The organism is Sporomusa acidovorans, from assembly GCF_900101845.1.
GTDB classification, from domain to species: Bacteria; Bacillota; Negativicutes; order Sporomusales; family Sporomusaceae; genus Sporomusa; species Sporomusa acidovorans.
The window spans coordinates 65,473-87,974 of the sequence record NZ_FNAM01000017.1 but is presented as its reverse complement, the minus strand read 5'-3'; the positions used below and the strand labels follow the sequence as shown (position 1 = coordinate 87,974).

The following is a 22,502-nucleotide window of genomic DNA, read 5'->3' as shown; positions in this document are numbered from 1 at the left end:
CTAATTATAATTATATTCCGATACATATGATTATCTATAGGAGGCTAAAAATGGAAACTAAAACTGATTTACTTGAGAAAGGCGCTATTGTTCAACGTGATAGAGAAACCTATGCGATTGCTCCTCATATTCCAGGCGGCGTCATTCTTGACGCTAATGTTCTGAGAAAAATTGCGGATGTTTCTGAGAAGTATGGTGCTAAAGCCCTTAAGCTTACTTCGGCGCAGCGAATTGCCATTGTTGGTATTCCTGAAGAAAAAATTGATGCTGCCTGGGAAGACCTGGGAATGGATAAAGGAGCAGCAGTTGGTCTTTGTGTCCGGAGTGTAAAGATTTGTCCGGCTACTCATTTCTGTAAACGTGCGCAGCAAGACGGTCTAACTCTGGGATTGGAAATTGATAAAGTATATCATGGTATGGAACTCCCCGGTAAACTTAAATTTGGCGTTAGCGGCTGTACTAACTCCTGTGCGGAGTGCTGGGTAAAAGATATCGGGCTTATCGGCACGGCTAAAGGGTGGAAGGTTGTAATTGGCGGTTGTGCCGGAGCCAGAGCAAGAATCGCAAATTTGTTAGTAGAGCCGGTACCCCAAGAGGAAGTATTGCCGCTTATTAATAAGATAATTGCTTATTACAAAGAAAATGCCAGAAAACATGAGCGAATTGGCATGATGATAGATCGGTTAGGTTTAGACAACGTAAAAAAAGATATTCTAGGCTAAAGAAGAGGCGCTTGGATAAAATCCGAGCGCTTTTTCTTTGATACATATGGTTTTAGCATTGTAATAGAGTTATACTGTCAGTAAGAGTTACTTTTAGGGAGGGCGGTTGTTATTCAAATGGATACTTTGTATGATAGTGCCTGGGTTCTTGAACAAATAGAACAAATTGCTCAATTTAGTCAAGATAAACCTAATATTACCCGCCTTGCATTTACTCCCGCTGATCATCAGGCACGAAACTATATGAGCAAACTTATGGAAAATTGCGGACTGAATGTTGAAATTGATGCAATCGGCAATATTATCGGCCAATTTCAACCCGCAGATGTGGAGTCTCATGTTCCAGTCGTTGCGACTGGTTCCCATCTTGATACGATGCCTTCTGGCGGTAAGTATGACGGAGTTCTTGGTGTACTCTGCGGTTTGGCTGCGGTGAGTCGTATACGGCACCGCGGTGAAGTTAAACATCCCTTGAAAGTTATTGCTTTCGCGGCGGAGGAATCCAGCCGGTTTAATTTGGCCAATATGGGAAGTAAGGCAATGGCCGGACTGGCTCATATTCCTACGTGGAAGAGGCTTAAAGATCATAATGGGGTTAGTTTGGCAGATGAGTTAGAGGCAATGGGCCTTCTTATTGAACGCCTTGCAACTGCGGCTTGTTCGCAGAACAGTATAAAAGGATTTGTGGAGCTGCATATTGAGCAAGGTCAAGTTTTAGCACAAAGGAAAATGAATATTGGTATTGTTGATACCATTTCAGCTCCGACCAGACTCAAGATCATTGTAACGGGAACCGCAGGACATTCTGGCGTTACTGACATAGCCGACCGACAGGATGCCCTTGTCAGCGCTGCTATGATTGTATTGTCAGTTAGAAATATTGCGGCCGAATATGAATATCAGGGAGCGGTAGCAACAGTAACTGCTTTACATACCTATCCGGGCACTGCTAATGTAATTGTGGACAGGGTTGAATTGTGGGTAGATATTTTTGGTACAGTGCATGAGAATATCGTAGATATATTGCAGGAAATTAAAGACGCTATCAGTTCCATAACCGAGGATTATGGTACACCGGCTGCGATTGACGTGGTGACATCGGAAAAAGCGATAAAACTTGATGCTGCCATAAATCGAATCATTGAAAAAAATTGCCGCCAATTAAATTTGAGAAGTATGCGCATTGATAGCCGTACTGCCCATTCTGCCATGAATATAGCACGGATTGCACCGTCCGCTTTGCTTATTATTCCCTGTAAAGATAGCATTAATCATAATTCCCGTGAGTACACGGCTTCTTATGATATAGCTGCCGGTCTTGATGTTTTAACAGAAACACTATATCAATTAGCCAAGTGACCTTAGTATATATGCACGGAAGCGAAATAGGTGTTAGCTTTTATTTGTAAGAAAACAGGATATTCAGTATTTTGGAATTTGGATTTTATCTTATAAACTTTTTGTTATTAAGCTCGTTTGCCTCATGCAAGCGAGCTTTTACTAATTTTACCGCTGGATATTATGTAAAGTGTATGGTAGAATGTCCTCGAATCAGGGCCATCAAATGAAAGGAGTACTAAATTGAGAAGAAAGCTAGCTGCTATTTTATTGATGGTTTTTGCAATGCCGTTATTGGGGGCGGCATTGCCACGAGCAGAAGCCGCATCTTTTGAGGGAAAACTGGCTGAAGTGACGGCTGGAAATTCAACAGCCGCCCAAATCCAAGAGCTAATAAAAATGCGGAACACGCTAAGCCAAAATGATAAGCAGGCTATATGGGGAGAACTGGCTCAAAAGACAATTGAGCAGTCGGAACGTGGCGCTATAGTTAAGAATCTTACCACACTGACACAACAATTATTGACGCAGGGCCAAGCAAGTACTAATGCAGACATTACCAAAGCAGTAGAGAGTGCTGTCCGCGGGAAGGTACAAGAAACGCTCCAGGAAGAAATTAATAGCCGTTTAGCGGAATATCAAGAGAAAGTTGCTTTGTTGTCAACGTTACTCAATAATCGTAGTTCGTTAACCCCTCAAGCTGTTGAAGATAATAACGCTCTTGCCGGTGCCCCGCAAAATTACCGTAAGATCTTGGATATGACGGCAACAGCGTACGCTCCGGGTTATCGGGATAACGGTAGCTGGAATAACCTGACTTATGTAGGTGGCAAAGTTAAAAAAGGAGTAGTAGCTGTAGACCCTGCTATTATTCCTATGGGAACCAAACTTTGGATTGAAGGTTATGGAGAGGCTCTGGCTGAAGATCAGGGTAGTGCAATTAAAGGTAATCGTATTGATTTGGCGTTTAATACCCGACAAGAAGCATTGAATTATGGCATCCAAAATATAAAGGTATATGTTCTTCCATAAAACCGGCTACGGCCGGTTTTTTTTTGCAGTATAACTTTTTCCCGGTTGGCGGATGAAAGGTTTACTTGTTTTTCTCATTCATATCTCCATTGCTAAATGAATATATTTTGAGGAGAAAAATCCGTCTTGATGGGAGGAGTAACATGAAACCCATGCAGTCATTTAAGTTCAGACGTTCGCAAATATTTTATGGGATAGCGATTTTTACTATATTAAGTATTGTTTTCAGTATTATTGGATTTGAATATATGGATGAACAAGAATTCGCAGCGCTTGATCCCAATCAACCAACGGAGGCTCCGCCAGGAAAAATTAGTGTAGTTGTGAAAATTCGGGCAAGGGTACTTGAAGTTTACAATGATGACCAGTTATATAAAAAATATCGAATCGCGGTAGGCAAAAGCGAAACACCCACGCCTATCGGCGAATGGAACATAGTGTGGAAAGATTATAATTGGGGTACTGGCTTTGGCACCAGGTGGATGGGACTGAATGTACCCTGGGGAACATACGGTATCCACGGGACAAACAAACCATGGTCGATAGGGCGTTTTGCCAGTCATGGCTGTATTAGAATGCGCAATAAGGATGTTGAAGAATTATTTGAGTGGCTTCCTATTGGCACTCCGGTTCGTATTGAGGATCGGAAAGTGAAGATAGCAAGAAATCTTAAAAATAAATCTTCGGGCGCTGACGTTGTTGCTTTACAGCTAAAGCTTAAAGAACTTGGATATTTTCAGGGGCGGGCCGACGGCTTGTTTGGCGCCATGACGGAAGAAGCTGTTAAGGCTTATCAGACAGAAAAAGGGATAACTCCTACAGGGATTGCCACAAAAGAATTTTGTGCGGCTTTGGGAATATAATAGTAACTAAATATTAATTATACCGTAATTTATCATTGATAATTAGGAATAAAGACTGGAAACCGCCAAATACTGAGATTGACGTAACGAGAAAAACAGTGTAATATAATTAAAATGCCGAATCTAGTAGGTACGGGGGAACCGACAATTTATTGGGGTGAATCCGCATAATGCGGTAGGGCGTTCTCGCGTTCTTCTCTTTTGCCCGAATCCGACAGCTAACCCCGGAGGCATACGGTAAAGAGAGGTGGTCAAGTGAGAAATACGTTTGTTAAAGTGTTTTTTGTGTTTTCTATGTTGTTCGCCGCCGCCAGTATTCCAGGGGTAGGTTTGGCTGCAGGTCCGCAGGAACAACCTACTATTACGATTGGGGCACGCGGTGACCAAGTTCGGATTGTGCAAAAATATTTGGCAGACGGCGGTTTTTATGCGGGCGAAATTGATGGTATCTTTGGTCCGGTTACAGCTAAAGCCGTTAAGGATTTTCAACGTAGTAGTTATCTTCCGGTAAATGGTATTGTCGACAAGGAAACATTTATCTATCTTGGGCGTGCGGCTGGCGAACCAAGTAGATATAGCCGATCTCTTAGTATGAGAGCCTCTGGTTATAGTGCTTATGATCCAGGAAATGGCAGTTATACGTATGGCGGCAATTTTTTACGTAAGGGATTGGTTGCGGTCGATCCGGCCGTTATTCCGTTAGGAACTCGACTCTATATTCCGGGTTATGGCTATGCAAGGGCTGACGATATTGGTGGAGCGATTAAAGGTGAACGCATTGATTTAGCTTTTGACAGTCATTATGAAGCCTTAAATTTTGGTGTACAACGGGTAACTGTATATATTCTTGATTGAGATATTGGCAGGTTTAGCCTGCCCCTTTTTATTTGCTGTCCTTTTGAATATTACAATGCTCCTGGTATTATACTACACATAGAATTTTAGTTTTTACTGGGAGCGTGTTAGTATTGAATTTTGTCTCAAGTGAAATGCTGCCATTGCTTTTAGCTTTGATTTCCGGGGTGCTAATGGCAGTGCAGGGTTCTCTTAATACTGGGTTAAGTAAGGCAATCGGCCTTTTAGAGGCTACTTTTATTGTTCATTTTACGGGAACTGTTTTGGTTATGATATTACTGTTCCTATTTTCTATGGGGAAAGGTAATTGGAATGCATGGCAGGCAGCTCCTTGGTATTCTTGGTTAGGCGGCGTTGTTGGCGTTGCCATTATCTATCTGGTAGCTGCCAGTATTCCGCAGGTTGGGGTTGCTAATGCCACTACGGCAATTATTGTAGGTCAAGTATTAACCGCTATTCTTATTGATCATTTTGGCGGATTTGGACTTGACCGTGTGGCTTGCAGTCCCCAACAAATAGGAGGTTTGATATTGCTGGCAGTCGGTGCTCGATTGTTACTAAAATAGCTTTTTTTTATTTTTCTTATATTAGGGTGTTAACAAAAAAAAAATTATGAGGTATACTTATCATTAGGATTTTTTGGTAATATGCTAACACAAGGAGGCAAAGCATGGATTTTAACTTTACTCCCGATCAGCTGGATCTGCAAAAAATGGTAAGAGATTTTGTTGCTAAAGAAATTACACCTCATGCTTTAGAAATGGATAAAGAAGGTGTGGTTCCATCTGATTTATGGAAGAAACTTGACGAAGCAGGATTGCTTAATTTAACCGTACCAGAGGAATATGATGGGCCGGGTCTTGATGCACTATCAATTGCTATTATTTACGAAGAACTGGGTAAAGGGTGTGCTGGCGTAGCTACGACAACTGCTGCGAATGCTTTAGCTTCTTATCCTGTTGTATTGTTAGGAACGGAAGAACAAAAAAGCAAAATGTTTAAAATTTTAAATGCTGGCAAGCTTGCCGCTTTTGCCTTGACTGAACCGGGAGCCGGTTCAGATGCCGGAGCCGTCGCGACCACTGCTGTTAAAGATGGTGACAGCTATATTCTTAATGGCACAAAATGTTTTATTACCAACGGCGGCATTGCTGAAATATATATTATTTTTGCAAATACGCGCAAAACTGCAGGTATCCGCGGTTTGACAGCATTTATTGTCGACCGTGGCACACCAGGCTTTTCAGTTGGTAAAAAAGAAGAAAAAATGGGAATCAGAGCATCTAATACTTGTGAATTAATTTTGGAAAATGTGCGTATTCCTGCTGCCAACAGAATTGGGCGTGAAGGCGAAGGCTTTAAAATTGCAATGAAAACACTGGATGCTGCCCGCCCGTTTGTTGGTGCCGTATCGGTAGGGCTGGCTCAGGCTGCGTTTGAATTAGCTATTAAGTATTCAAAGGAACGGGTACAATTTGATAAACCGATTGCATCATTTCAGTTGGTACAAGCAATGCTGGCTGATATGGCGATGCAGGTTGAAGCTGCCCGTTTACTGGTGTATAAAGCATGCTGGATGAAAGATCAGGGTGTTCCTTATACAAAAGATTCAGCAATTGCCAAGTGCTTTGCTGCTGATACCGCTATGAAGGTTACTACAGATGTTGTCCAGGTGTTAGGGGGATATGGATATTCCAAGGAATATCCGGCGGAAAAGTATATGCGTGATGCTAAAATTATGCAAATTTACGAAGGAACGAATCAAATTCAACGCTTGGTAATTGCGAATAATATCTTGTACTAATTATATTTTTTGACGCTTGACTTTTAAAGTTGACCGTAATATAATTACATATGTGTTAAGGGATTATAGCTCAGATGGTTAGAGTACTACGTTGACATCGTAGGGGTCACTGGTTCGAGTCCAGTTAGTCCCACCAGTAAATTCAAGGCTTCCGAGGTTTCGGGAGCCTTTTGTTATGTTAACAGTAGTGTTTATTTTTATCTGTCCATTGGGGTTATCTGCGATTGCAACAACTTTAGATGCATTTTCACCGAAAGCGGTTCTTATTCCTGATAATGTATATGGACCAATTAGCCGATTTCTGAACCGGCGACGCATAAACCAAATTCGTTATCCAGCAGGTGCTTCAGCAGACGAATTTCGCTCGGTCTTATTAAAAGCGCGTAGCGAATATCCTCAGCGCGAACAGTTGATTGTCTATATCGAGGCTCCGGCAGCGGTACTTTCGAAATCCCCGACATCGATGGTATTATTGCGATATCACAGAATGCGAAGTTACGTACTGTCATGGATAACACATGGGCAAGCCACATCCGTTTTAAACCTCTTGAACATGGTGTAGATGTTGTTGTGCAAGCAACGACGAAATACGAAGGTGGGTATGGTGATACGCCATCGGGTATTGTTATCGCCAAGCATCCAGAAGACATGCAGATCATCGCCGACGAATTGCGTGCAACCGGTAACGGTGCGGTCGCACCAACGACTTGCTCGCGACTTTATCACAGAATTGATTCAACCGAAGAACGTCTCAATCAACACGCCGACAACGCCCAACGGCTAATCGATTGGTTCTTGAAACAGCCTTTCGTCACCGACGTCCTTTCGCCGACTTTGGAAACCTCACCTTATCACGAACGTTTTGAGCGTTATTTCAAAAAAGGAAACTGTCTTTTTAGCATAGTTCTCCGTTCGGACCTTTCGGCAAAGCACGTCGAAGCTTTTGTCGATGCACTAAACCTGTTCTGGGTTGCCGAAAGCTGGGGCGGGCACTTGTCGCTTGTATTACCGGTGCATGCCAAGCGCGAAGTCGCGCCCTTGCCGGCTGGCTATGTTTTACGTTTTCACGCCGGCCTCGAAGACTACCAAGATCTTTTGCGTGATCTCAGCCAGGCAACAAGGTGCTTATGTAAATAGATATGCCGTTGGGCGGGGGTAGGCCGAACTCAACTTTTAACAGCTGCAGGTCTTCGACCGAATACAGTTGGCAATTTTTCAGGAAAACGAAGTCAGTGGCGTAATTTATCCAATGCGTTATCCCCTGCGATTTTTAATTGCGGACAAAATTTAATATTGTATATGCATAAAGGACAGGCCTTCATTGACCGGTCCTTTTTATTGTTTCATTTGGATAATATTATCTATAATAGAAGCGTTTTCGTCCTCGATCCTTGGATTGTATGTATATAAGTATCCATAGAGTAAATCTATACAAAAAATTTTTTTATGATTTTTCCCAGTCAGTTAGTGTTTTGGGCACATCTTTAATTTGATCCTTAAAATCGTCCCAATTGGGATTACAAAGGCAGAAGTTAGCTACTAAAAATGCAAGCATATTTGGATCTTTGGCAATTAATTCAAGATCATCACGAAAGAAAAGGTTATATAAACCATTGGTCTTATCTTCATTAATGACAAATCTCCCGCAGGGGCTTTGGTAGGAATAGATTACATTTTTCATAAATTCACTCCTTTCAAAGGTGTATTCGGCAAAATCTATTAATTCCCTGTCAGGAGGTGATCCAATGCAATGTACAAACTGCGAAGGAAAGTTGTCAGCAATTAACGACTGAGGATATGTAGAGCCAGACCAGATATTGTGTTACCGAAATTACGGTAACCGGAAGAGTAAGCATATGCCAAACTGCAAATAAAAACGCCGTTTGGTATGTGGACTCGGCGCTGTTAACGCAGGTAACTTATTATATAGTAGCTTATTCTCCGGCATATAATAAAACAGGAGGGATGCCGCAATGAAATATGCGTACCTGGATGGTAATCAGGTGACAGTGAATGGTGACCAAGATAGTAATGGTAATGTAAAGAAAGAAAAAATATTTTTTACCCGGGAAGACTATGAGGAATATTTAGCGAAGCAATATAATAACCAGAAAGAAAACGATAAGTAGATAATAATATTTTAGAGCCGCGGTGGCTCAATTTTTTTGGAGTGATACTATGCCAAGAGAACCTTGCCGCAGATAGCGGTATTTTTTATTTATGAGATGGGGAAGCTGAAAAAAATATTTGAGTCACTTATTCGCGAGGTATTGGTTCAGCATTTGCTTCGAGCTTTCTTTTGTTTTATTATTAATATATGAATGAGTTTATAGCCTATTTAATATTCCGTTTTAAAACATAAATGGTATGTTTTTATTGAATGTTGTCGTTTGGGTATTCCCCTACAGGGAGTTTTACATGATCTAAGTAAGTTTTTACCGGCGGAACGGCTACCTCGTATTAAAGCTTTACGTGCTAGATGTAATGCTTTTCAATATGAAGATTTATATTGTGACCTTCATGCCTTGGAATGTCAAGTAATAGAATGCTGGAATCATTATTATCATAACAATCCGCATCATTGGCAGTACTGGGTTGTGTATTTAGATAACGGAGAACAGAAAGTGCTGCCCATTCCTGAACGGTATAGGAAAGAGATGCTGGCGGACTGGTTGGCAGTTTCACGAAATCCCGAGCGAAGTGACATATATACTTGGTATTACAAATGGAAGGATAAGCTTGTCTTACACCCGGATACACGCCAATGGTTAGAGTTTGAAATTAGAAAAAGAAGATAACCCAACGGCTTCGGCTGCTGTTTAATGGAATTTATTTAAAAGTGTATTTTGTACTGATATTGTAAAGCGGTGATATAACGTATGCTTACCTTCTTGCCACTTAAACAAATTGATGCAATGGATAATTGGGAAGGTAGCCAGCTTAACGAAGCCAAGGAGATATTGGCGTATGAGCTTACTAAGTTGGTCCATGGTGAAGAAGAATCATGAAAAGTACCCAGCAACGCAACTTGCTGGGTATTTTTAACTTCAGTTAGGACCATGCCCTTATAGAGCGTAATCAAGCAACTCATTTACGGGTGGTTCTGACTTTCGATGTCAATTCATTCCTTACAGTAACAATAAAATTTTTATAGTAATATAGGCACGTTGCGTTTTGTAAATACTGCCTTTTGGAGTATTATATATATAATAAGGCTATGAGGCAGTAGATAAGATAGAATTGCAATAGGCTATAGAACACCCCAAAGCTTTGACAGCCAAAAAGATGGATAGGGGGAAGGTCATTATGGAACGAAAACTAAAAGCAGCCCTGTTGACTACCATTAACGATTATAATGCTATTACCAAACAAATTCATAATTCTCATGCAATGCCATCCCAGAGATTGCAATTAATTGCCGCCCAAGAGGCACTAGCTCGAGTTTTACGGCATTTTGCCGATGCAGAATATGTTGAGTATATTGCTGGACAGTGGCAGATTAAGGTTATTGTAGTGGAGTCTACTCTGTCCGTTCCTTGTAATCGTGTAAAAGAGGGGGATAATAAATCGGGTTCAGAGGGAATTTGATATGAATTAAACCTTTACTGGACTATATAAATTAAAGAAGGAGTGAACCGCCATATTAATCGATAAGAGCATAACTGATTTTGTAGATGATCTTGCATCAGAGTCTCCAATGCCGGGGGGCGGAGGTGTCGCTGCTTTAGCAGGGGCATTGGGGGCAGCATTAGGATTGATGGTGTGCAACTTGACTGAGGGAAAGGAGAAGTTTAAAGACGTACAAGAATCTGTTGTTAAGCTTAAACAGGAAGGTACGCGGTTAAAAGATGAACTGTTAAGCGGTATTGATGGGGATGGGCACGCATACCTAGAAATTGTTAATGCTTATAAACTTCCGAAAAGCAACGAAAATGAAATTCTAATCAGAAAACAGGCAGTGCAGGAAGCAACCAAAAAGGCCGCACGCTATTCCTTGTCTGTTGGACAAAGTTGTCTTCAAGTTATGAATTTTGCAATTAATGTTGTTCACTCCGGCAACCCGAATGCAGCCAGCGAATCTTTAGCCTGCGGTTTGCTTGCCTATGCAGGAGTATACGCAGCTTTGGTCACAGTTGAAATCAATCTTGCTTCTATATCTGATCGGATTTTTGTTCAAGAGATTCTTGCGATAAACATATCCATAAAAGAACAGGCGGAGGCATTGAAAAAGCAAATTACCCTGGATGTAGCCAAACATATTATAATCTAAAAACTATCAGCTTTGATACTTGTATGCCCGCAACCACAGTAAAACATAAATACTCTCCGGCACCTATACAGGAAGGTTTTTCGCGACGCATGAACAGAACTACCGATATATTTGAATATTAAAAACCCCGCTTGTCTCGAGAACAAGCGGGGCTTTTAGTACATAAAGCCTTTAGCAGCGAGGGGCAACCGGACTGCTTGATCGCCGAACTGCCAGGAGTGCTTGTGACACAACTTGTTCAATTTGGCGTTTATTTAATCCCAGTGGACGGACCATATCAATAATTTCACTTTTGAATTTCCGCTCATCAAAATCAATAATCAAATTATCACCACCTTATGGTTTAGCCTGTTATATTATATGGACTATGCTGTTCGGAGGTGATTAAGGTTGAAAATATAGGTTTTATATGTTTGAGAAATTAACTTTTTGGGTGTTTTATACGATATTATAAGTAAATACATCCGCACATGTGACAAAGATCATTTGGCGGTGATAGGAATACCGCCAAAAAGGAGGCGGTATGATGGCTTTTATTCGACAATGGGCATACAGACAGTTGATTAAACGCGATTTAGGAGAAGAGCCTTGGCTTCTTTACAAAGTACTTATTTTGGTGATTGTTTTACTGGGAATTGTAGTGGATTTCATCAGTTAATGCCGGAACTGGGTCTATCGAAATCTTAGAAACTGTTTTTGCTAATAGAGGGTTATGTTTTCTATTCGTTTTAGATGAATGCGCACGTAAAGACCGGAAAGGTACTGAGCTGTCTATTGGGACTGTCCTGATGGATGGCTTTTTTGTTAGTAGTATCTGCATATCAATATTTGTTTGCAATTTTAAATTGGGGTTTATTTTACGGGGGTGCTTGCATATTATTAGGAATCATATAAAATATTTTAAATATGTTTTAAAGCATAAATGGTATGTTTTTTTAGAAGCATGCAAACTGGGTATCCCTTGGCGTGGCCTTGTTCATGATATGAGCAAATTCTCATTAGCTGAATGGACATCACGTGTAGAAGGGTTTTCCAGTAACTGTTTAAAAAAATCTGACGGGACATTTGACTTAAGTAAAGCAAACGATGGATTGGTTTCAAGTTTGGTCAAGCATTATCATAATAATCCCCATCACTGGCAGTGGTGGGTTACATTTTTAGAGACAGGAAATATGATCGTATTACCAATGTCCGACAAATATAAAAGAGAAATGCTAGCTGACTGGTTGGCCGTCTCACGCATGTCTGACCGGTTAGATGTGATTCCCTGGTATCTACAAAATAAAGACAAAATTATTTTGCATCCGGAAACGCGGAAATGGATAGAAACTAAATTAGGTATTTTATAAAATAGTAGCGGAGTTTTACATGCATAGACAGAATAACAAAAAAAAGAGCCCGAAGGCTCTAGTATTTATAAACATTGATTATTCTTTTCTAAATAAGTTTCAACTGTGATTACTAGAGCTAGAAAACTAACGAGAACAAGCGCCGTTATTACTATCCCAGTAATCATCTTGAGCACCTCCTTATTAACTTATTCTGTTATCTATATTATATGGTATTTGTTATTAATTTGCAATTGGACGAAGAATCAAGAAGCTAAAATTTGGAAAACAACGGTACACTTGATTGCATTAATATTTTACACAGATGCAAATTCGATATTTGTCCTATTTAAATTATGGCTCAGATGCATAATCACAAGAATATTGGATATTATAATCCTATATCGCGGGGTGGAGCAGCGGTAGCTCGTCGGGCTCATAACCCGAAGGCCACAGGTTCAAATCCTGTCCCCGCAACCAAAGCATGCTGCATCTTTTTAAGGATGTGGCTTTTTAGTTTCCAAACCTTTCTAGAGAAATTCTAAAAATAGAAATCCCCTCAAAGATTTTTTTCTACAGGGTGTTAATACCCTCGATAAGCTGGCGTTGGATTTTTACTAGTACCCTGTCTGTCAAATGTATTCGCAGTCTATAATAAAATCCATTCCTATGGTATAATGGTATTTAAGTTAAATTAAGGAGATGGTTTATTGTGGCAAATCCTGTGATTTCAAGGGTAAAGGCCCTCCATACATACGGTAGTCAAACTGCTACATATACAGGTGTAGCAACAAAAAGCCTTGCGTTAGTAGGAATTGTTATCATTTCGGCCTTAGTCACATGGGTGATGGGGTATGGAACTCCTGTTACGGCAATGGTCACATCTATTATGGGATTTATTGCGGCTCTTGCCATAAGTTTCCGCCCAGCCTGGGCCGGCTTCTTATCGCCACTGTATGCTATTCTGGAAGGTATGTTTTTGGCCGCCATATCGGTAGTATTGGCTAAAATGTATCATGGAGTTGTCATTAATGCTGTAATGATAACATTTGGGATTGCAATTAGTTCGGCGCTTATTTATGCGAAAGGTTATGTAAAAGTTAATGAAGGTTTTATGCGGGCTGTCTTTATGGCTACGTTCGGTATTGCAATAACCTATTTCATTCAATTTGTTTTAGGCTTATTCGGCATTAATATCCCACAGATTCATCAAGGTGGAACTGTCGGTATTGTTTTTAGTTTAATCGTAATCGCTGTTGCAACATTAAATCTGTTTGTTGATTACGAGAATATCAGTCAAAGTGTGCGGCAGGGGCTTCCTGCCGAATATGAATGGTTTTGCGCGTTTGGACTGCTGGTCACGCTTATTTGGCTATATGTTGAGGTGTTAAACCTTCTTCGCAAAATGAAAGAAGAATAAGCGCAGGGACAGCAATGTGTTAGCAAGTTTACGTTACTAAAGCCAGTGAAATCTCGTAGATGTTAAAAAGTCGGTCGTGTCCTGGTAAAAAATAGATAGAATTTTTTTACAGGATAATATAAAAAAACCTTGCTCAAAGAGCAAGGTTTTTTGGTGGCGGCGCAGGGATTTGAACCCCGGACACTGCGGGTATGAACCGCATGCTCTAGCCAACTGAGCTACGCCGCCATATTATTGTGGAGCTAGTGACCGGGATTGAACCGGTGACCTTATCCTTACCAAGGATACGCTCTACCGACTGAGCTACACCAGCATTAGTTGCGAAAAAACAAGAATGGAACCTGTGATCTTCGGGTTATGAGCCAGAAGACCTGCCAACTGAATCATCCGGCACTAAGATCATATCACATCGTAGATTATATAGTACGGCAGATAATCTGTCAATCCGATTTTATATGAAATATTATGTTGATAAAGGAGTTAGCCTAACATTGACTACTGTTAATTAATGGTGTATATTAAATTATTGTATTGTTTACGTTATGATTAGTGGTTAGTCGCCAATAAATTTGTTGTAAAAGTAATCCGGATTTACCGCACAGGGCACGACTGCATGGAACCTTAACCATTCCCTGCCGGATATAGTTTTGCTCAGTAAATAGGCTTTTATAGGAAAATCGCGGTCATCCACACTAAACAGTTGGTCATTTTTTATAGCACCTTCGACATCGTCGCGTGAAAACCGATCCGTATAAAAGAATTGATCAACCGACTGCAGACTGCCTTCACTGTTGTATATCGCACCAAAAAATACAGCACCGCAATCAACAGTAAATTCGTAAGTACCGTTTTCTGTAAGTGCATGTCCATCTATACATACCTTTTTGACTGGTATTTGACTCATGTGTATACTCATAAATGCACCCCCGTAATTAGTCTCGATAAAATTATTCCCGATCAAACAACAGTTATGCTGTAAAAGTAAATAATGAATTAACTTTAGGAGGCAATAATGTCAAACCTTGCTCCCGAAATTAGTAAACGCCGTACTTTTGCTATTATTTCTCATCCGGACGCCGGTAAAACGACCTTGACAGAAAAGCTATTGTTATATGGTGGGGCTATCCGTCTGGCTGGTTCAGTTAAAGCCAGAAAGACACAAAAACACGCAGTTTCTGACTGGATGGAGATTGAGAAACAACGCGGTATTTCAGTAACTTCTAGTGTATTGCAGTTTGATTATGATGGCTATCGCGTTAATATTTTAGACACGCCCGGTCACCAAGACTTTAGTGAAGACACCTATCGTACGCTAATGGCTGCGGATAGCGCAGTTATGCTTATTGATGTGGCCAAAGGCGTGGAAGAGCAGACAAAAAAATTATTTCAAGTTTGCAAACAACGGGGAATACCTGTATTTACTTTTGTAAATAAGCTTGACCGCTACGGGCGTAATCCGTTCGACCTGATGGAAGAAATTGAACAAGTACTGGGAATCCGTGCTTATCCAATGAACTGGCCGATCGGGATTGATGGGAATTATAGCGGTATTTATATACGGAAACAAGCCAAGATAGAACTTTTTGAACGCGGTGGTGAACATGGGCAATGGGCTCTCCCATCGACACAAGGCGGGGTAGATGATCCGGAGTTTAAAAAAATTCTTGGTGAGGATATTCATAAGGCATTATGTGAGGATATTGAACTTTTAGATATGGCAGGCGAAGAGTTCGATTTTGGCAAAGTGGCTAGAGGAGAATTAACTCCTATGTTTTTTGGCAGTGCCATGACTAATTTTGGGGTTCGTCTGTTTTTGGAAGATTTTTTGAAATTGGCTCCGCAGCCGACACTCAGAATGTCTTCTGAAGGGGTAATTGCTCCCGATAACGAAAAGTTTTCAGCGTTTGTTTTTAAAATTCAAGCTAATATGAATCCTGCACACCGGGACCGTTTGGCTTTTATACGGATATGTTCCGGTAAATTTGCAAGAGGTATGACAGTATATCACGCCCAGTCGGGCAAACTTGTTAAGCTTGCTCAGCCACAGCAGTTTTTGGCGCAAGAGCGGACAATTGTTGAGGAAGCTTATCCGGGAGATATTATCGGGCTATTTGATCCGGGCATTTTCGGCATTGGGCATACTTTATGTCAGGAGGGCTCGAATTTTACGTTCCAGGATTTCCCGGTTTTTCCTCCTGAACAGTTTGCTCGTGTCCAAGCCAAGGATACTATGAAGAGAAAGCAATTTGTCAAGGGGATGACTCAACTGACGCAGGAGGGAGCCGTGCAGGTATTTCATCAGCCTGACTACCCTGTAGAATCATTCATTATCGGTGTTGTCGGCTCTTTGCAGTTTGAGGTACTTGAATATCGGTTAAAACACGAATATGGTGTTGATATTTTAATGAATAAACTGCCATACGCGGTAGCCAGGTGGCTTACCGGCGAGAATCTTGATGTAAAAGCTATAAAAAATATGGACAGCGGTCTGTTTGTGGAGGATATAAAAGACAGACCGGTTGCGCTGATCAGCAATGAATGGCAGCTTAGATGGGTTGTAGAACGAAATCCGGAGATTAAATTTTTGGTTGTTCCTGAAGACGCAAGACAGGTTTAAGGAGGCAGGGTATGTATACCTTTCCGTTAGAGCCTGATGAGCTTATTATAAAAAAATGTCTTGCCAGCTATAGTAGTAGTGGCGATAATCTAACCGGGGCGCTTTATTTGACAGACCGGCGGCTTGTATTTGTTGGCTATGTCCTTAATATCAATAATAAGTATATGGATGACGTGACGCTAAGCCATATAAAAGAAATACTGCCGGAAAAGACTTTTTTTCTAATCCCCAATGCACTTAAGGTAGTTACTATTACAGATAAAGTCATTAAGCTTGTGGTAAAAGACCGGAATGAATGGCTTTCAGCCGTTTACAGGCAAATGGAACTCGTTAACTAATTCGCCAAAATCACTTCTCTTTCCTCATTGTATGTAAATAAGCTGTGGAACATATACTATATGAGAAGGGAGTGATGGTGGTGAAATTGCTTTCCATCGGCCTGAGCGGAACGACCGGGAATATCAAAGAGATGTTGGAACACGACTGTAGGACGCTTGCCCAAGAGGGCTTTCGTGTAGTTATAGAAGAGCTTGAGCGAGGCGGTTACAAGTTTCTGGGTTTGAACATCAGTGAAGGCGAATTATCTTTTCGCAACTATGAACGGATAAAGACGGTTCTAAAAACTAGTGTATCCCAGGTACTCGCGGATTGGATTATTAATAATGAAGAACATCGCCTTATTAATAAGATTGTGGCTAATAACTATTTTTATTTCAATCAAGACGAACGGGCGGCAGTGGAATCAAATGTTGTGAGAGCACTTGCAGGCAGTTGCGACCGGTATAAACTCGTATTGACCCGCATATTGGATTATTTGGAAAACCATCATGAGTTAGTGCTGGAAGGATTTTTAAATTTCAGATTGAAGGACTACCGCAGCCAATTGTCCGAGGTTATCGATAAGGTAGTCGATGACTTTATGATGGAACTTGAATACAAAGAATTTATTCGTGTTTTACGATATTTTGTCGATGTTCAGGAACCGCGTGAGGAAGAGGCCCATGTAATTATTAAAGATCGCAATGTGTTTAAATTCTTTGACTCCCATGGCAAGGCAATAAAAAATCAATGCTTTGAAGATAGTCTGCTGCAAAACAGCAATGAAGACGGTTATGAAAACCTTAACTATGAGGATTTACTAATAAGTGCCTTAATAACTATTGCGCCGCGCAACATTATGGTGCATAGTACCAACCGGCAGCGAGATAAAGACCTTTTAGACACAATAAAAAGTGTATTTGCCGGACGGGTAATTTTATGCGAGGGCTGTGAAATGTGCTCTCAGGAGCATAATGGTAAATCAAACCATACCGAGATATAAAACTTAGCTTTGCTCTGGCTTATCAGAATTTATCACAGATGAACTTGACATTCAAATGTAATTTGTATATAATTTTTGTAATTAAATAGTATTGTGAAATAGTGATGCCAAGGACAAGATAATATCTTGAAAGGCGTATCCAGAGAAAAAATGCCAGAGGCTGTAAGCATTTTTACGCAAACCAGGTATTATTACCACCTTTAAACTGCTTTGCTGAACTAAAAGTAGGCTGAGCCGGGAATAATCTCCCGTTATCAAATCGTAAGACGGCGATAGCCAAACAGGGTGGAACCACGGGTATAAACTCTCGTCCCTATAGGGATGAGAGTTTTTTTTATTTTTGTTAAGGAGGCTGCCAACATATGGGCAAAATTAAGATGACATTAAAGGATGGTGCCGCACGCGAGGTTGAGATGGGAATAACCTTAGCTGAGGCCGCAAAGTCTATTAGCCGCAACCTGGAAAAAACAGCATTAGTTGCCAAAGTGGATGGTCAAGTGGTAGATTTGGCTACTAAACTGGAAAAAGACGCTGCTGTTGAATTTTTGACTTTTGAAGATGAAGAAGGGAAAGCGGCTTTGCGTCATACCTCTTCCCATATTTTAGCTCAAGCTGTTAAACGTTTGTATGATGATGTGAAATTGGGTATTGGCCCGTCAATTGCCAATGGCTTTTATTACGACTTTGATACGCCGCATACGTTTACACCGGAAGACTTGGGGAAAATCCAAACGGAAATGGAAAAAATCGTAAAAGAAAACCTGACGCTTGAACGAATAACTGTTAGTCGTGATGAAGCTATCAAACTTTTTAATGAACAGGGCGAAGGCTATAAACAGGAACTTATTCATGATTTGCCATTAGACGCAGAAATATCACTGTATAAACAGGGTGACTTTGTTGACTTGTGTGCCGGGCCTCATGTTCCGTCCACCGGGCGGGTTAAGGCGATTAAATTGCAAAATATTGCGGGCGCTTACTGGCGCGGGGATGAAAAACGCAAGATGCTGCAGCGTATTTATGGAACCTCTTTCGAAAAAAAAGCCGATTTGGACGCTTATATTACGATGATGGAAGAAGCGGCTAAACGGGACCACCGTAAACTAGGACGCGAGCTTGATTTGTTCAGTATTCAGGAAGAAGGACCGGGATTTCCGTTCTTCCATCCTAAAGGCATGGTTATTCGTAATGAACTTGAAAACTTTTGGCGTAAGATTCATGTAAAATATGGCTATCAGGAAATTAAAACGCCGATAATTTTGCACCAAAAATTATGGCAACAATCCGGCCACTGGGATCATTACCGGGAGAATATGTACTTTACCAAGATTGACGGAGAAGGGTACGCTGTAAAGCCCATGAATTGCCCGGGTGGTATTTTAGTATATCGCACTCAGCATCATAGCTATCGTGATCTGCCGCTTCGTACCTGTGAATTAGGTCTGGTTCACCGTCATGAAATTTCCGGTGCCTTACATGGCCTGATGCGGGTCCGCAGCTTCACTCAGGATGATGCCCACATTTTTATGCTTCCCTCTCAGATCAAAGCTGAAATTAAAAAAGTTATAGAACTGTTTAATACCGTCTATAGTGTTTTTGGCTTGTCCTATCATGCCGAATTAAGTACTAAGCCGGAAAAAGCCATGGGTTCTGATGAAGTATGGGAAACAGCTACAAATGCGCTTAAAGAAGCTTTAGAAGAGCTAAAAATGCCGTTTAAAATCAATCCGGGAGATGGCGCCTTTTACGGGCCTAAGATTGATTTCCACCTTAAGGATTCTATTGGACGTACCTGGCAGTGTGGTACTATTCAACTTGATATGCTGATGCCGGAAAAATTTGATCTGAACTATATCGGCGAAGATGGCCTGAAACATCGGCCGGTAATGATTCATAGGGTAGCTTATGGTAGCTTGGAGCGTTTTATCGGTATTTTAATTGAGCACTTTGCCGGCGCTTTTCCAATTTGGCTGGCACCCGTACAAGTCAAAATTTTACCAATAAGTGAACGCCACGCTGATTATGCCAAGGAAATTGCGCAAATAATGCGCGACAAGGATATTCGTGCCGAGGTGGATGAACGTAACGAAAAAATTGGCTATAAGATTCGGGAAGGACAATTAGAAAAGGTGCCTTATATGCTTGTAGTAGGTGATAAAGAGACAGAAACCCGCACAGTGGCTGTTCGTAAAAGAGGACAAGGCGACATTGGTGCAATGCCTATTGATCGCTTTATGACGACGGCTTTGGCAGAGATTGGTTCTAAAAATTAGAAACAGCTTGACTTCTATAAGTTAAGGTGTTATTATTATCAGGTAATTTAAATATTGAGCTAAGCAGAAGCCATCCACTTCTCACCTTACAGCGCGATTATGTTGTTAGTAAGGTTATGGTAAGCTGACTAAATTAAGTTGTGCTCATGTACGGGTGGTTTATGCCATCCGTTTTTTATTTTAATTTTGAACAAAGTATATCAGGAGGTGAGCGGCAATTAGCAAAGAAACTTTAAAAATTAATGAGGAGATTCGGGCAAAGGAAGTTCGGGTAACAAGCAGTACAAACGAACAGCTGGGTATTATGTCGCTGAGAGATGCATTGCGTTTAGCGGGGGAGCAAAATCTTGATTTAGTGGAAGTAGCACCAACCGCCAAGCCGCCGGTATGCCGGATCATGGATTTTGGTAAATTTCGGTATGAACAACAAAAACGCGACAAAGAAGTTAAGAAAAAACAAAAGGTAATTTCAATTAAAGAAGTAAAACTTCGTCCTAATATTGAGGATCATGATTTTTTTGTAAAGTTGAAAAATGCCCAACGTTTTTTGGAAGACGGTGACAAGGTCAAAGTAACCATTATGTTCAGAGGACGGGAACTTTCCCATCCTGAACTTGGTAAGCAGGTGCTGGTACGAATGGCTACTCTATTAAAAGATATGGCTAACATTGAACGTGATGCCAAACTCGAAGGTAAAAATATGATTATGATTGTAGCTCCTAAGCCCAACACTACACAATCTAGCACATAAATAGAAAGGGGATATCCTACTATGCCAAAAATTAAAACCCGCAGAAGCGCTGCTAAACGTTTCAGAGTAACCGGCAGCGGTGAATTTAAACGTGCCAAAGCTTTTAAAAGTCACATTCTTGAGAAAAAATCTCCATCCCGTAAACGTAATCTGCGTAAAGCGGCTATGGTTAGCAAATCTGACCATGAACGCGTAGTGAAAATGCTTCCTTACGCCTAAGTATAAACAATTTATAAGTACATCAGGAGGTATATGACATGCCAAGAGTTAAAAAAGGCGTTACTGCACATAGACGTCATAAAAAAATTCTTAAATTAGCTAAAGGTTATCGCGGGGCCAAGAGTAAACAATTCAAAAAAGCCAATGAAACAGTAATGAAGGCGCTGTATTATGCACGCCGCGATCGCCGTGCTAAAAAAGGCGATTTCCGTAAACTTTGGATCACCCGTATTAATGCTGCCGCCCGCATAAACGGTATTTCTTACAGCCAGCTTATCAATGGTCTCAAAAAAGCGGGTGTGGAAGTTAACCGTAAAATGCTGGCTGATCTGGCAGTTAATGATATGACTGCATTTGGCAAACTGGTAAGTGCTGCTAAGGATCAATTAAAATAAAAAAAATTCCCGATTTTTTCGGGAGTTTTTTTTATGTATAATTTTTATAAATTTTGGTATTACTAGTAATCAAATCCAAATCGTGAGCAATATAAATAATATAGAGGAACTGTAATAAACGGTTATTGGTGATTGTGTACAATGCACAAATAAAAGTTGAAAAATTTGATTTTTTTAAATTTTAGTGTAATTGGCAGGTTTTTCTCAGGCCGCGGCGAATTAAAAGTAATATCCAACTGGCAATTTAAAATTTGTTTAATAAAACAAAAAAGGAGGAGTTAAACTTGGCCCTAGTGACGATGAAAGACTTACTCAAGGATGCTAAAAAAAGAAAATATGCAGTCGGCGGTTTTAATGTATTTAACTTTGAAACGTTAGGCGCAGTTATTGAGGTGGCAGAAGAATTAAAAACTCCCCTGGTGCTTGGCATTCCCGAGCGGTTATTTAAATTTGTCGATGTTGATACCTTGAGTGCCGCAATGTGTAGGGCTGCGCAAAAAGCTTCTGTGCCTGTGGCTCTCCATCTTGACCACGGACATACTTATGAAGGGGTGATGAAAGCCATTCGCTGGGGATTTACTTCTGTTATGTTTGATGGTTCAGCCTTGCCTTTTGAGGACAACTTAAAACGAACGAAAGAAATTACTCGCATAGCCCATTCTCTCGGTGTGTCAGTCGAGGGGGAATTGGGCTATGTTGGTTGTTACGGCCATATAAAAGATATTAATGAAGAGAATTTAGTTAAACCGGAGATGGCATATAATTTTGTGGAAAATACGAAAGTAGATGCGTTAGCCGTGGCGGTAGGTACAAACCATGGGGTGTACCGGGGTTGCCCTAAGCTTAATTTTTCAAGACTCTCTGAACTTAATAATACGGTCAATGTACCTCTTGTCATGCATGGGGGCTCAAAGCTTACCAAAGAAGATTATTATAGCTCAATACAATCGGGTATAGCTAAAATCAACATTGCCACTGATATGTCCATGGTTGCGTCAGAAACAATAAAAGCTGAACTGGCTAAAAATCAGTCAACTAATTATATCAATTTAATGTCGGTAGTAAAAAAGGGTGTTAAAGATTCGGTCCGCAAATATATGTTGTCGTTTGACTGCATTTCAAAAGCGATATAGACGACAAAGTAAACATGTAAAACCCCCGGTATATATATGGCCGGGGGTTTTAACGTTCAATGGCCGTTCTTACATAAATTCTGTACCGATATACCATGATAATGATGCCGAAAGATGATAAATGAGGAACTAGATAACTTGTTTAGATTTTCTAATTTGAG

The 22,502-nt window shown here is 40.7% G+C and carries 26 protein-coding genes, 4 tRNA genes, 1 pseudogene, 1 riboswitch and 1 other annotated feature; of the genes and pseudogenes, 26 read left to right on the top strand and 5 right to left on the bottom strand.

The genetic code is table 11. From position 1 onward, the window contains the following. The first annotated feature begins 50 nt into the window (after positions 1–50). From BLR65_RS13250 to BLR65_RS13210, 10 genes are all read left to right on the top strand, one after another. Entirely contained in the window at positions 51–722 is a 672-nt protein-coding gene (locus BLR65_RS13250) for a nitrite/sulfite reductase domain-containing protein (RefSeq protein ID WP_093794656.1), read from the top strand. 117 nt (positions 723–839) lie between these two features. Next, positions 840–2,081, top strand: coding sequence for a Zn-dependent hydrolase (locus BLR65_RS13245; RefSeq protein WP_093794655.1), 1,242 nt, complete (start codon positions 840–842; stop codon positions 2,079–2,081). Between the two features lie 222 nt (positions 2,082–2,303). Beyond that, positions 2,304–3,092, top strand: coding sequence for a 3D domain-containing protein (locus BLR65_RS13240; RefSeq protein WP_245692761.1), 789 nt, complete (start codon positions 2,304–2,306; stop codon positions 3,090–3,092). 152 nt (positions 3,093–3,244) lie between these two features. Beyond that, positions 3,245–3,955, top strand: coding sequence for a L,D-transpeptidase family protein (locus BLR65_RS13235; RefSeq protein WP_093794681.1), 711 nt, complete (start codon positions 3,245–3,247; stop codon positions 3,953–3,955). A 105-nt stretch (positions 3,956–4,060) separates the two neighbouring features. Further along, a riboswitch (cyclic di-AMP (ydaO/yuaA leader) is annotated at positions 4,061–4,203 on the top strand. Between the two features lie 7 nt (positions 4,204–4,210). After that, complete coding sequence (locus tag BLR65_RS13230; protein ID WP_245692760.1) at positions 4,211–4,810, top strand: peptidoglycan-binding protein; 600 nt, start codon at positions 4,211–4,213, stop codon at positions 4,808–4,810. 134 nt (positions 4,811–4,944) lie between these two features. After that, positions 4,945–5,376, top strand: coding sequence for a DMT family transporter (locus BLR65_RS13225; protein WP_093794679.1), 432 nt, complete (start codon positions 4,945–4,947; stop codon positions 5,374–5,376). A 104-nt stretch (positions 5,377–5,480) separates the two neighbouring features. Continuing rightward, on the top strand, positions 5,481–6,614 hold the full coding sequence (locus BLR65_RS13220; protein WP_093794654.1) for an acyl-CoA dehydrogenase family protein: 1,134 nt from the start codon (positions 5,481–5,483) through the stop codon (positions 6,612–6,614). 59 nt (positions 6,615–6,673) lie between these two features. After that, positions 6,674–6,750 (top strand) — tRNA-Val (locus BLR65_RS13215). Between the two features lie 39 nt (positions 6,751–6,789). Further along, entirely contained in the window at positions 6,790–7,176 is a 387-nt protein-coding gene (locus tag BLR65_RS30925) for a hypothetical protein (RefSeq protein ID WP_245692756.1), read from the top strand. Beyond that, a complete protein-coding gene (locus BLR65_RS13210) occupies positions 7,065–7,751 on the top strand; it encodes a PLP-dependent transferase (protein WP_342741389.1) in 687 nt (228 codons plus the stop codon). Before BLR65_RS30925 ends, BLR65_RS13210 begins: the two co-directional genes overlap by 112 nt. Before the next feature lie 307 nt (positions 7,752–8,058). Here BLR65_RS13210 and BLR65_RS13205 read toward each other — a convergent pair whose 3' ends face one another. Next, a complete protein-coding gene (locus BLR65_RS13205; RefSeq protein ID WP_093794653.1) occupies positions 8,059–8,295 on the bottom strand; it encodes a hypothetical protein in 237 nt (78 codons plus the stop codon). Positions 8,296–8,587: 292 nt separating this feature from the next. Here BLR65_RS13205 and BLR65_RS29800 point away from each other — a divergent pair, with 292 nt between their 5' ends. From BLR65_RS29800 to BLR65_RS13195, 4 genes and pseudogenes are all read left to right on the top strand, one after another. Next, entirely contained in the window at positions 8,588–8,743 is a 156-nt protein-coding gene (locus BLR65_RS29800; RefSeq protein WP_169716848.1) for a hypothetical protein, read from the top strand. A gap of 228 nt (positions 8,744–8,971) precedes the next feature. Next, positions 8,972–9,412: pseudogene (locus BLR65_RS31815) on the top strand (DUF5662 family protein); the annotation flags it as partial. Between the two features lie 508 nt (positions 9,413–9,920). Beyond that, positions 9,921–10,202 carry a hypothetical protein gene (locus BLR65_RS13200; protein WP_093794652.1) on the top strand — a complete coding sequence of 94 codons (282 nt, stop codon included), beginning with the start codon at positions 9,921–9,923 and terminating at the stop codon, positions 10,200–10,202. A gap of 52 nt (positions 10,203–10,254) precedes the next feature. Then, on the top strand, positions 10,255–10,884 hold the full coding sequence (locus BLR65_RS13195; protein ID WP_342741388.1) for a cyclodeaminase/cyclohydrolase family protein: 630 nt from the start codon (positions 10,255–10,257) through the stop codon (positions 10,882–10,884). 171 nt (positions 10,885–11,055) lie between these two features. Here the strand turns inward: BLR65_RS13195 and BLR65_RS29795 are convergent, their stop codons facing one another. Next, positions 11,056–11,208 carry a hypothetical protein gene (locus BLR65_RS29795; RefSeq protein ID WP_169716847.1) on the bottom strand — a complete coding sequence of 51 codons (153 nt, stop codon included), beginning with the start codon at positions 11,206–11,208 and terminating at the stop codon, positions 11,056–11,058. 199 nt (positions 11,209–11,407) lie between these two features. On the opposite strand from BLR65_RS29795, the gene BLR65_RS31430 reads away from it, so the two are divergent. The 4 genes from BLR65_RS31430 (at position 11,408) to BLR65_RS13180 (ending at position 13,632) form a co-directional block, all read left to right on the top strand. Then, positions 11,408–11,542, top strand: a complete 135-nt coding sequence (locus BLR65_RS31430; RefSeq protein ID WP_281241538.1) for a hypothetical protein — start codon at positions 11,408–11,410, stop codon at positions 11,540–11,542. Positions 11,543–11,672: 130 nt separating this feature from the next. Beyond that, a complete protein-coding gene (locus BLR65_RS13190) occupies positions 11,673–12,233 on the top strand; it encodes a DUF5662 family protein (protein WP_093794650.1) in 561 nt (186 codons plus the stop codon). Positions 12,234–12,617: 384 nt separating this feature from the next. Continuing rightward, a tRNA-Met gene (locus tag BLR65_RS13185) sits at positions 12,618–12,692 on the top strand. 232 nt (positions 12,693–12,924) lie between these two features. After that, complete coding sequence (locus BLR65_RS13180; RefSeq protein WP_093794649.1) at positions 12,925–13,632, top strand: Bax inhibitor-1/YccA family protein; 708 nt, start codon at positions 12,925–12,927, stop codon at positions 13,630–13,632. A 151-nt stretch (positions 13,633–13,783) separates the two neighbouring features. On the opposite strand, the gene BLR65_RS13175 is transcribed toward BLR65_RS13180, so the two are convergent. From BLR65_RS13175 to BLR65_RS13165, 3 genes are all read right to left on the bottom strand, one after another. Then, positions 13,784–13,860 (bottom strand) — tRNA-Met (locus BLR65_RS13175). Positions 13,861–13,869: 9 nt separating this feature from the next. After that, a tRNA-Thr gene (locus BLR65_RS13170) sits at positions 13,870–13,945 on the bottom strand. A 240-nt stretch (positions 13,946–14,185) separates the two neighbouring features. Continuing rightward, positions 14,186–14,548: a hypothetical protein gene (locus tag BLR65_RS13165; RefSeq protein WP_093794648.1), complete on the bottom strand. Its 363-nt coding sequence runs from the start codon at positions 14,546–14,548 to the stop codon at positions 14,186–14,188. A gap of 96 nt (positions 14,549–14,644) precedes the next feature. Between BLR65_RS13165 and BLR65_RS13160 the strand changes: the two genes are divergently transcribed. From BLR65_RS13160 to BLR65_RS13125, 8 genes are all read left to right on the top strand, one after another. Continuing rightward, entirely contained in the window at positions 14,645–16,249 is a 1,605-nt protein-coding gene (locus BLR65_RS13160; protein ID WP_093794647.1) for a peptide chain release factor 3, read from the top strand. Between the two features lie 11 nt (positions 16,250–16,260). Further along, positions 16,261–16,587 carry a GRAM domain-containing protein gene (locus BLR65_RS13155; RefSeq protein ID WP_093794646.1) on the top strand — a complete coding sequence of 109 codons (327 nt, stop codon included), beginning with the start codon at positions 16,261–16,263 and terminating at the stop codon, positions 16,585–16,587. A 74-nt stretch (positions 16,588–16,661) separates the two neighbouring features. Further along, entirely contained in the window at positions 16,662–17,570 is a 909-nt protein-coding gene (ytxC, locus tag BLR65_RS13150; RefSeq protein ID WP_245692754.1) for a putative sporulation protein YtxC, read from the top strand. Between the two features lie 362 nt (positions 17,571–17,932). Continuing rightward, positions 17,933–19,843, top strand: a complete 1,911-nt coding sequence (gene thrS / locus BLR65_RS13145; RefSeq protein WP_093794644.1) for a threonine--tRNA ligase — start codon at positions 17,933–17,935, stop codon at positions 19,841–19,843. A gap of 55 nt (positions 19,844–19,898) precedes the next feature. Next, positions 19,899–20,029, top strand: a sequence feature (ribosomal protein L20 leader region). A gap of 31 nt (positions 20,030–20,060) precedes the next feature. Continuing rightward, on the top strand, positions 20,061–20,594 hold the full coding sequence (infC, locus tag BLR65_RS13140) for a translation initiation factor IF-3 (RefSeq protein WP_093794643.1): 534 nt from the start codon (positions 20,061–20,063) through the stop codon (positions 20,592–20,594). 21 nt (positions 20,595–20,615) lie between these two features. Next, positions 20,616–20,813 carry a 50S ribosomal protein L35 gene (gene rpmI / locus BLR65_RS13135; protein WP_093794642.1) on the top strand — a complete coding sequence of 66 codons (198 nt, stop codon included), beginning with the start codon at positions 20,616–20,618 and terminating at the stop codon, positions 20,811–20,813. A gap of 38 nt (positions 20,814–20,851) precedes the next feature. Next, positions 20,852–21,208 (top strand): 50S ribosomal protein L20, encoded by a 357-nt coding sequence (gene rplT, locus BLR65_RS13130; protein ID WP_093794641.1) that lies wholly within the window; start codon positions 20,852–20,854, stop codon positions 21,206–21,208. Between the two features lie 293 nt (positions 21,209–21,501). Further along, positions 21,502–22,341 carry a class II fructose-bisphosphate aldolase gene (locus BLR65_RS13125; RefSeq protein ID WP_245692770.1) on the top strand — a complete coding sequence of 280 codons (840 nt, stop codon included), beginning with the start codon at positions 21,502–21,504 and terminating at the stop codon, positions 22,339–22,341. Positions 22,342–22,502: the final 161 nt, after the last annotated feature.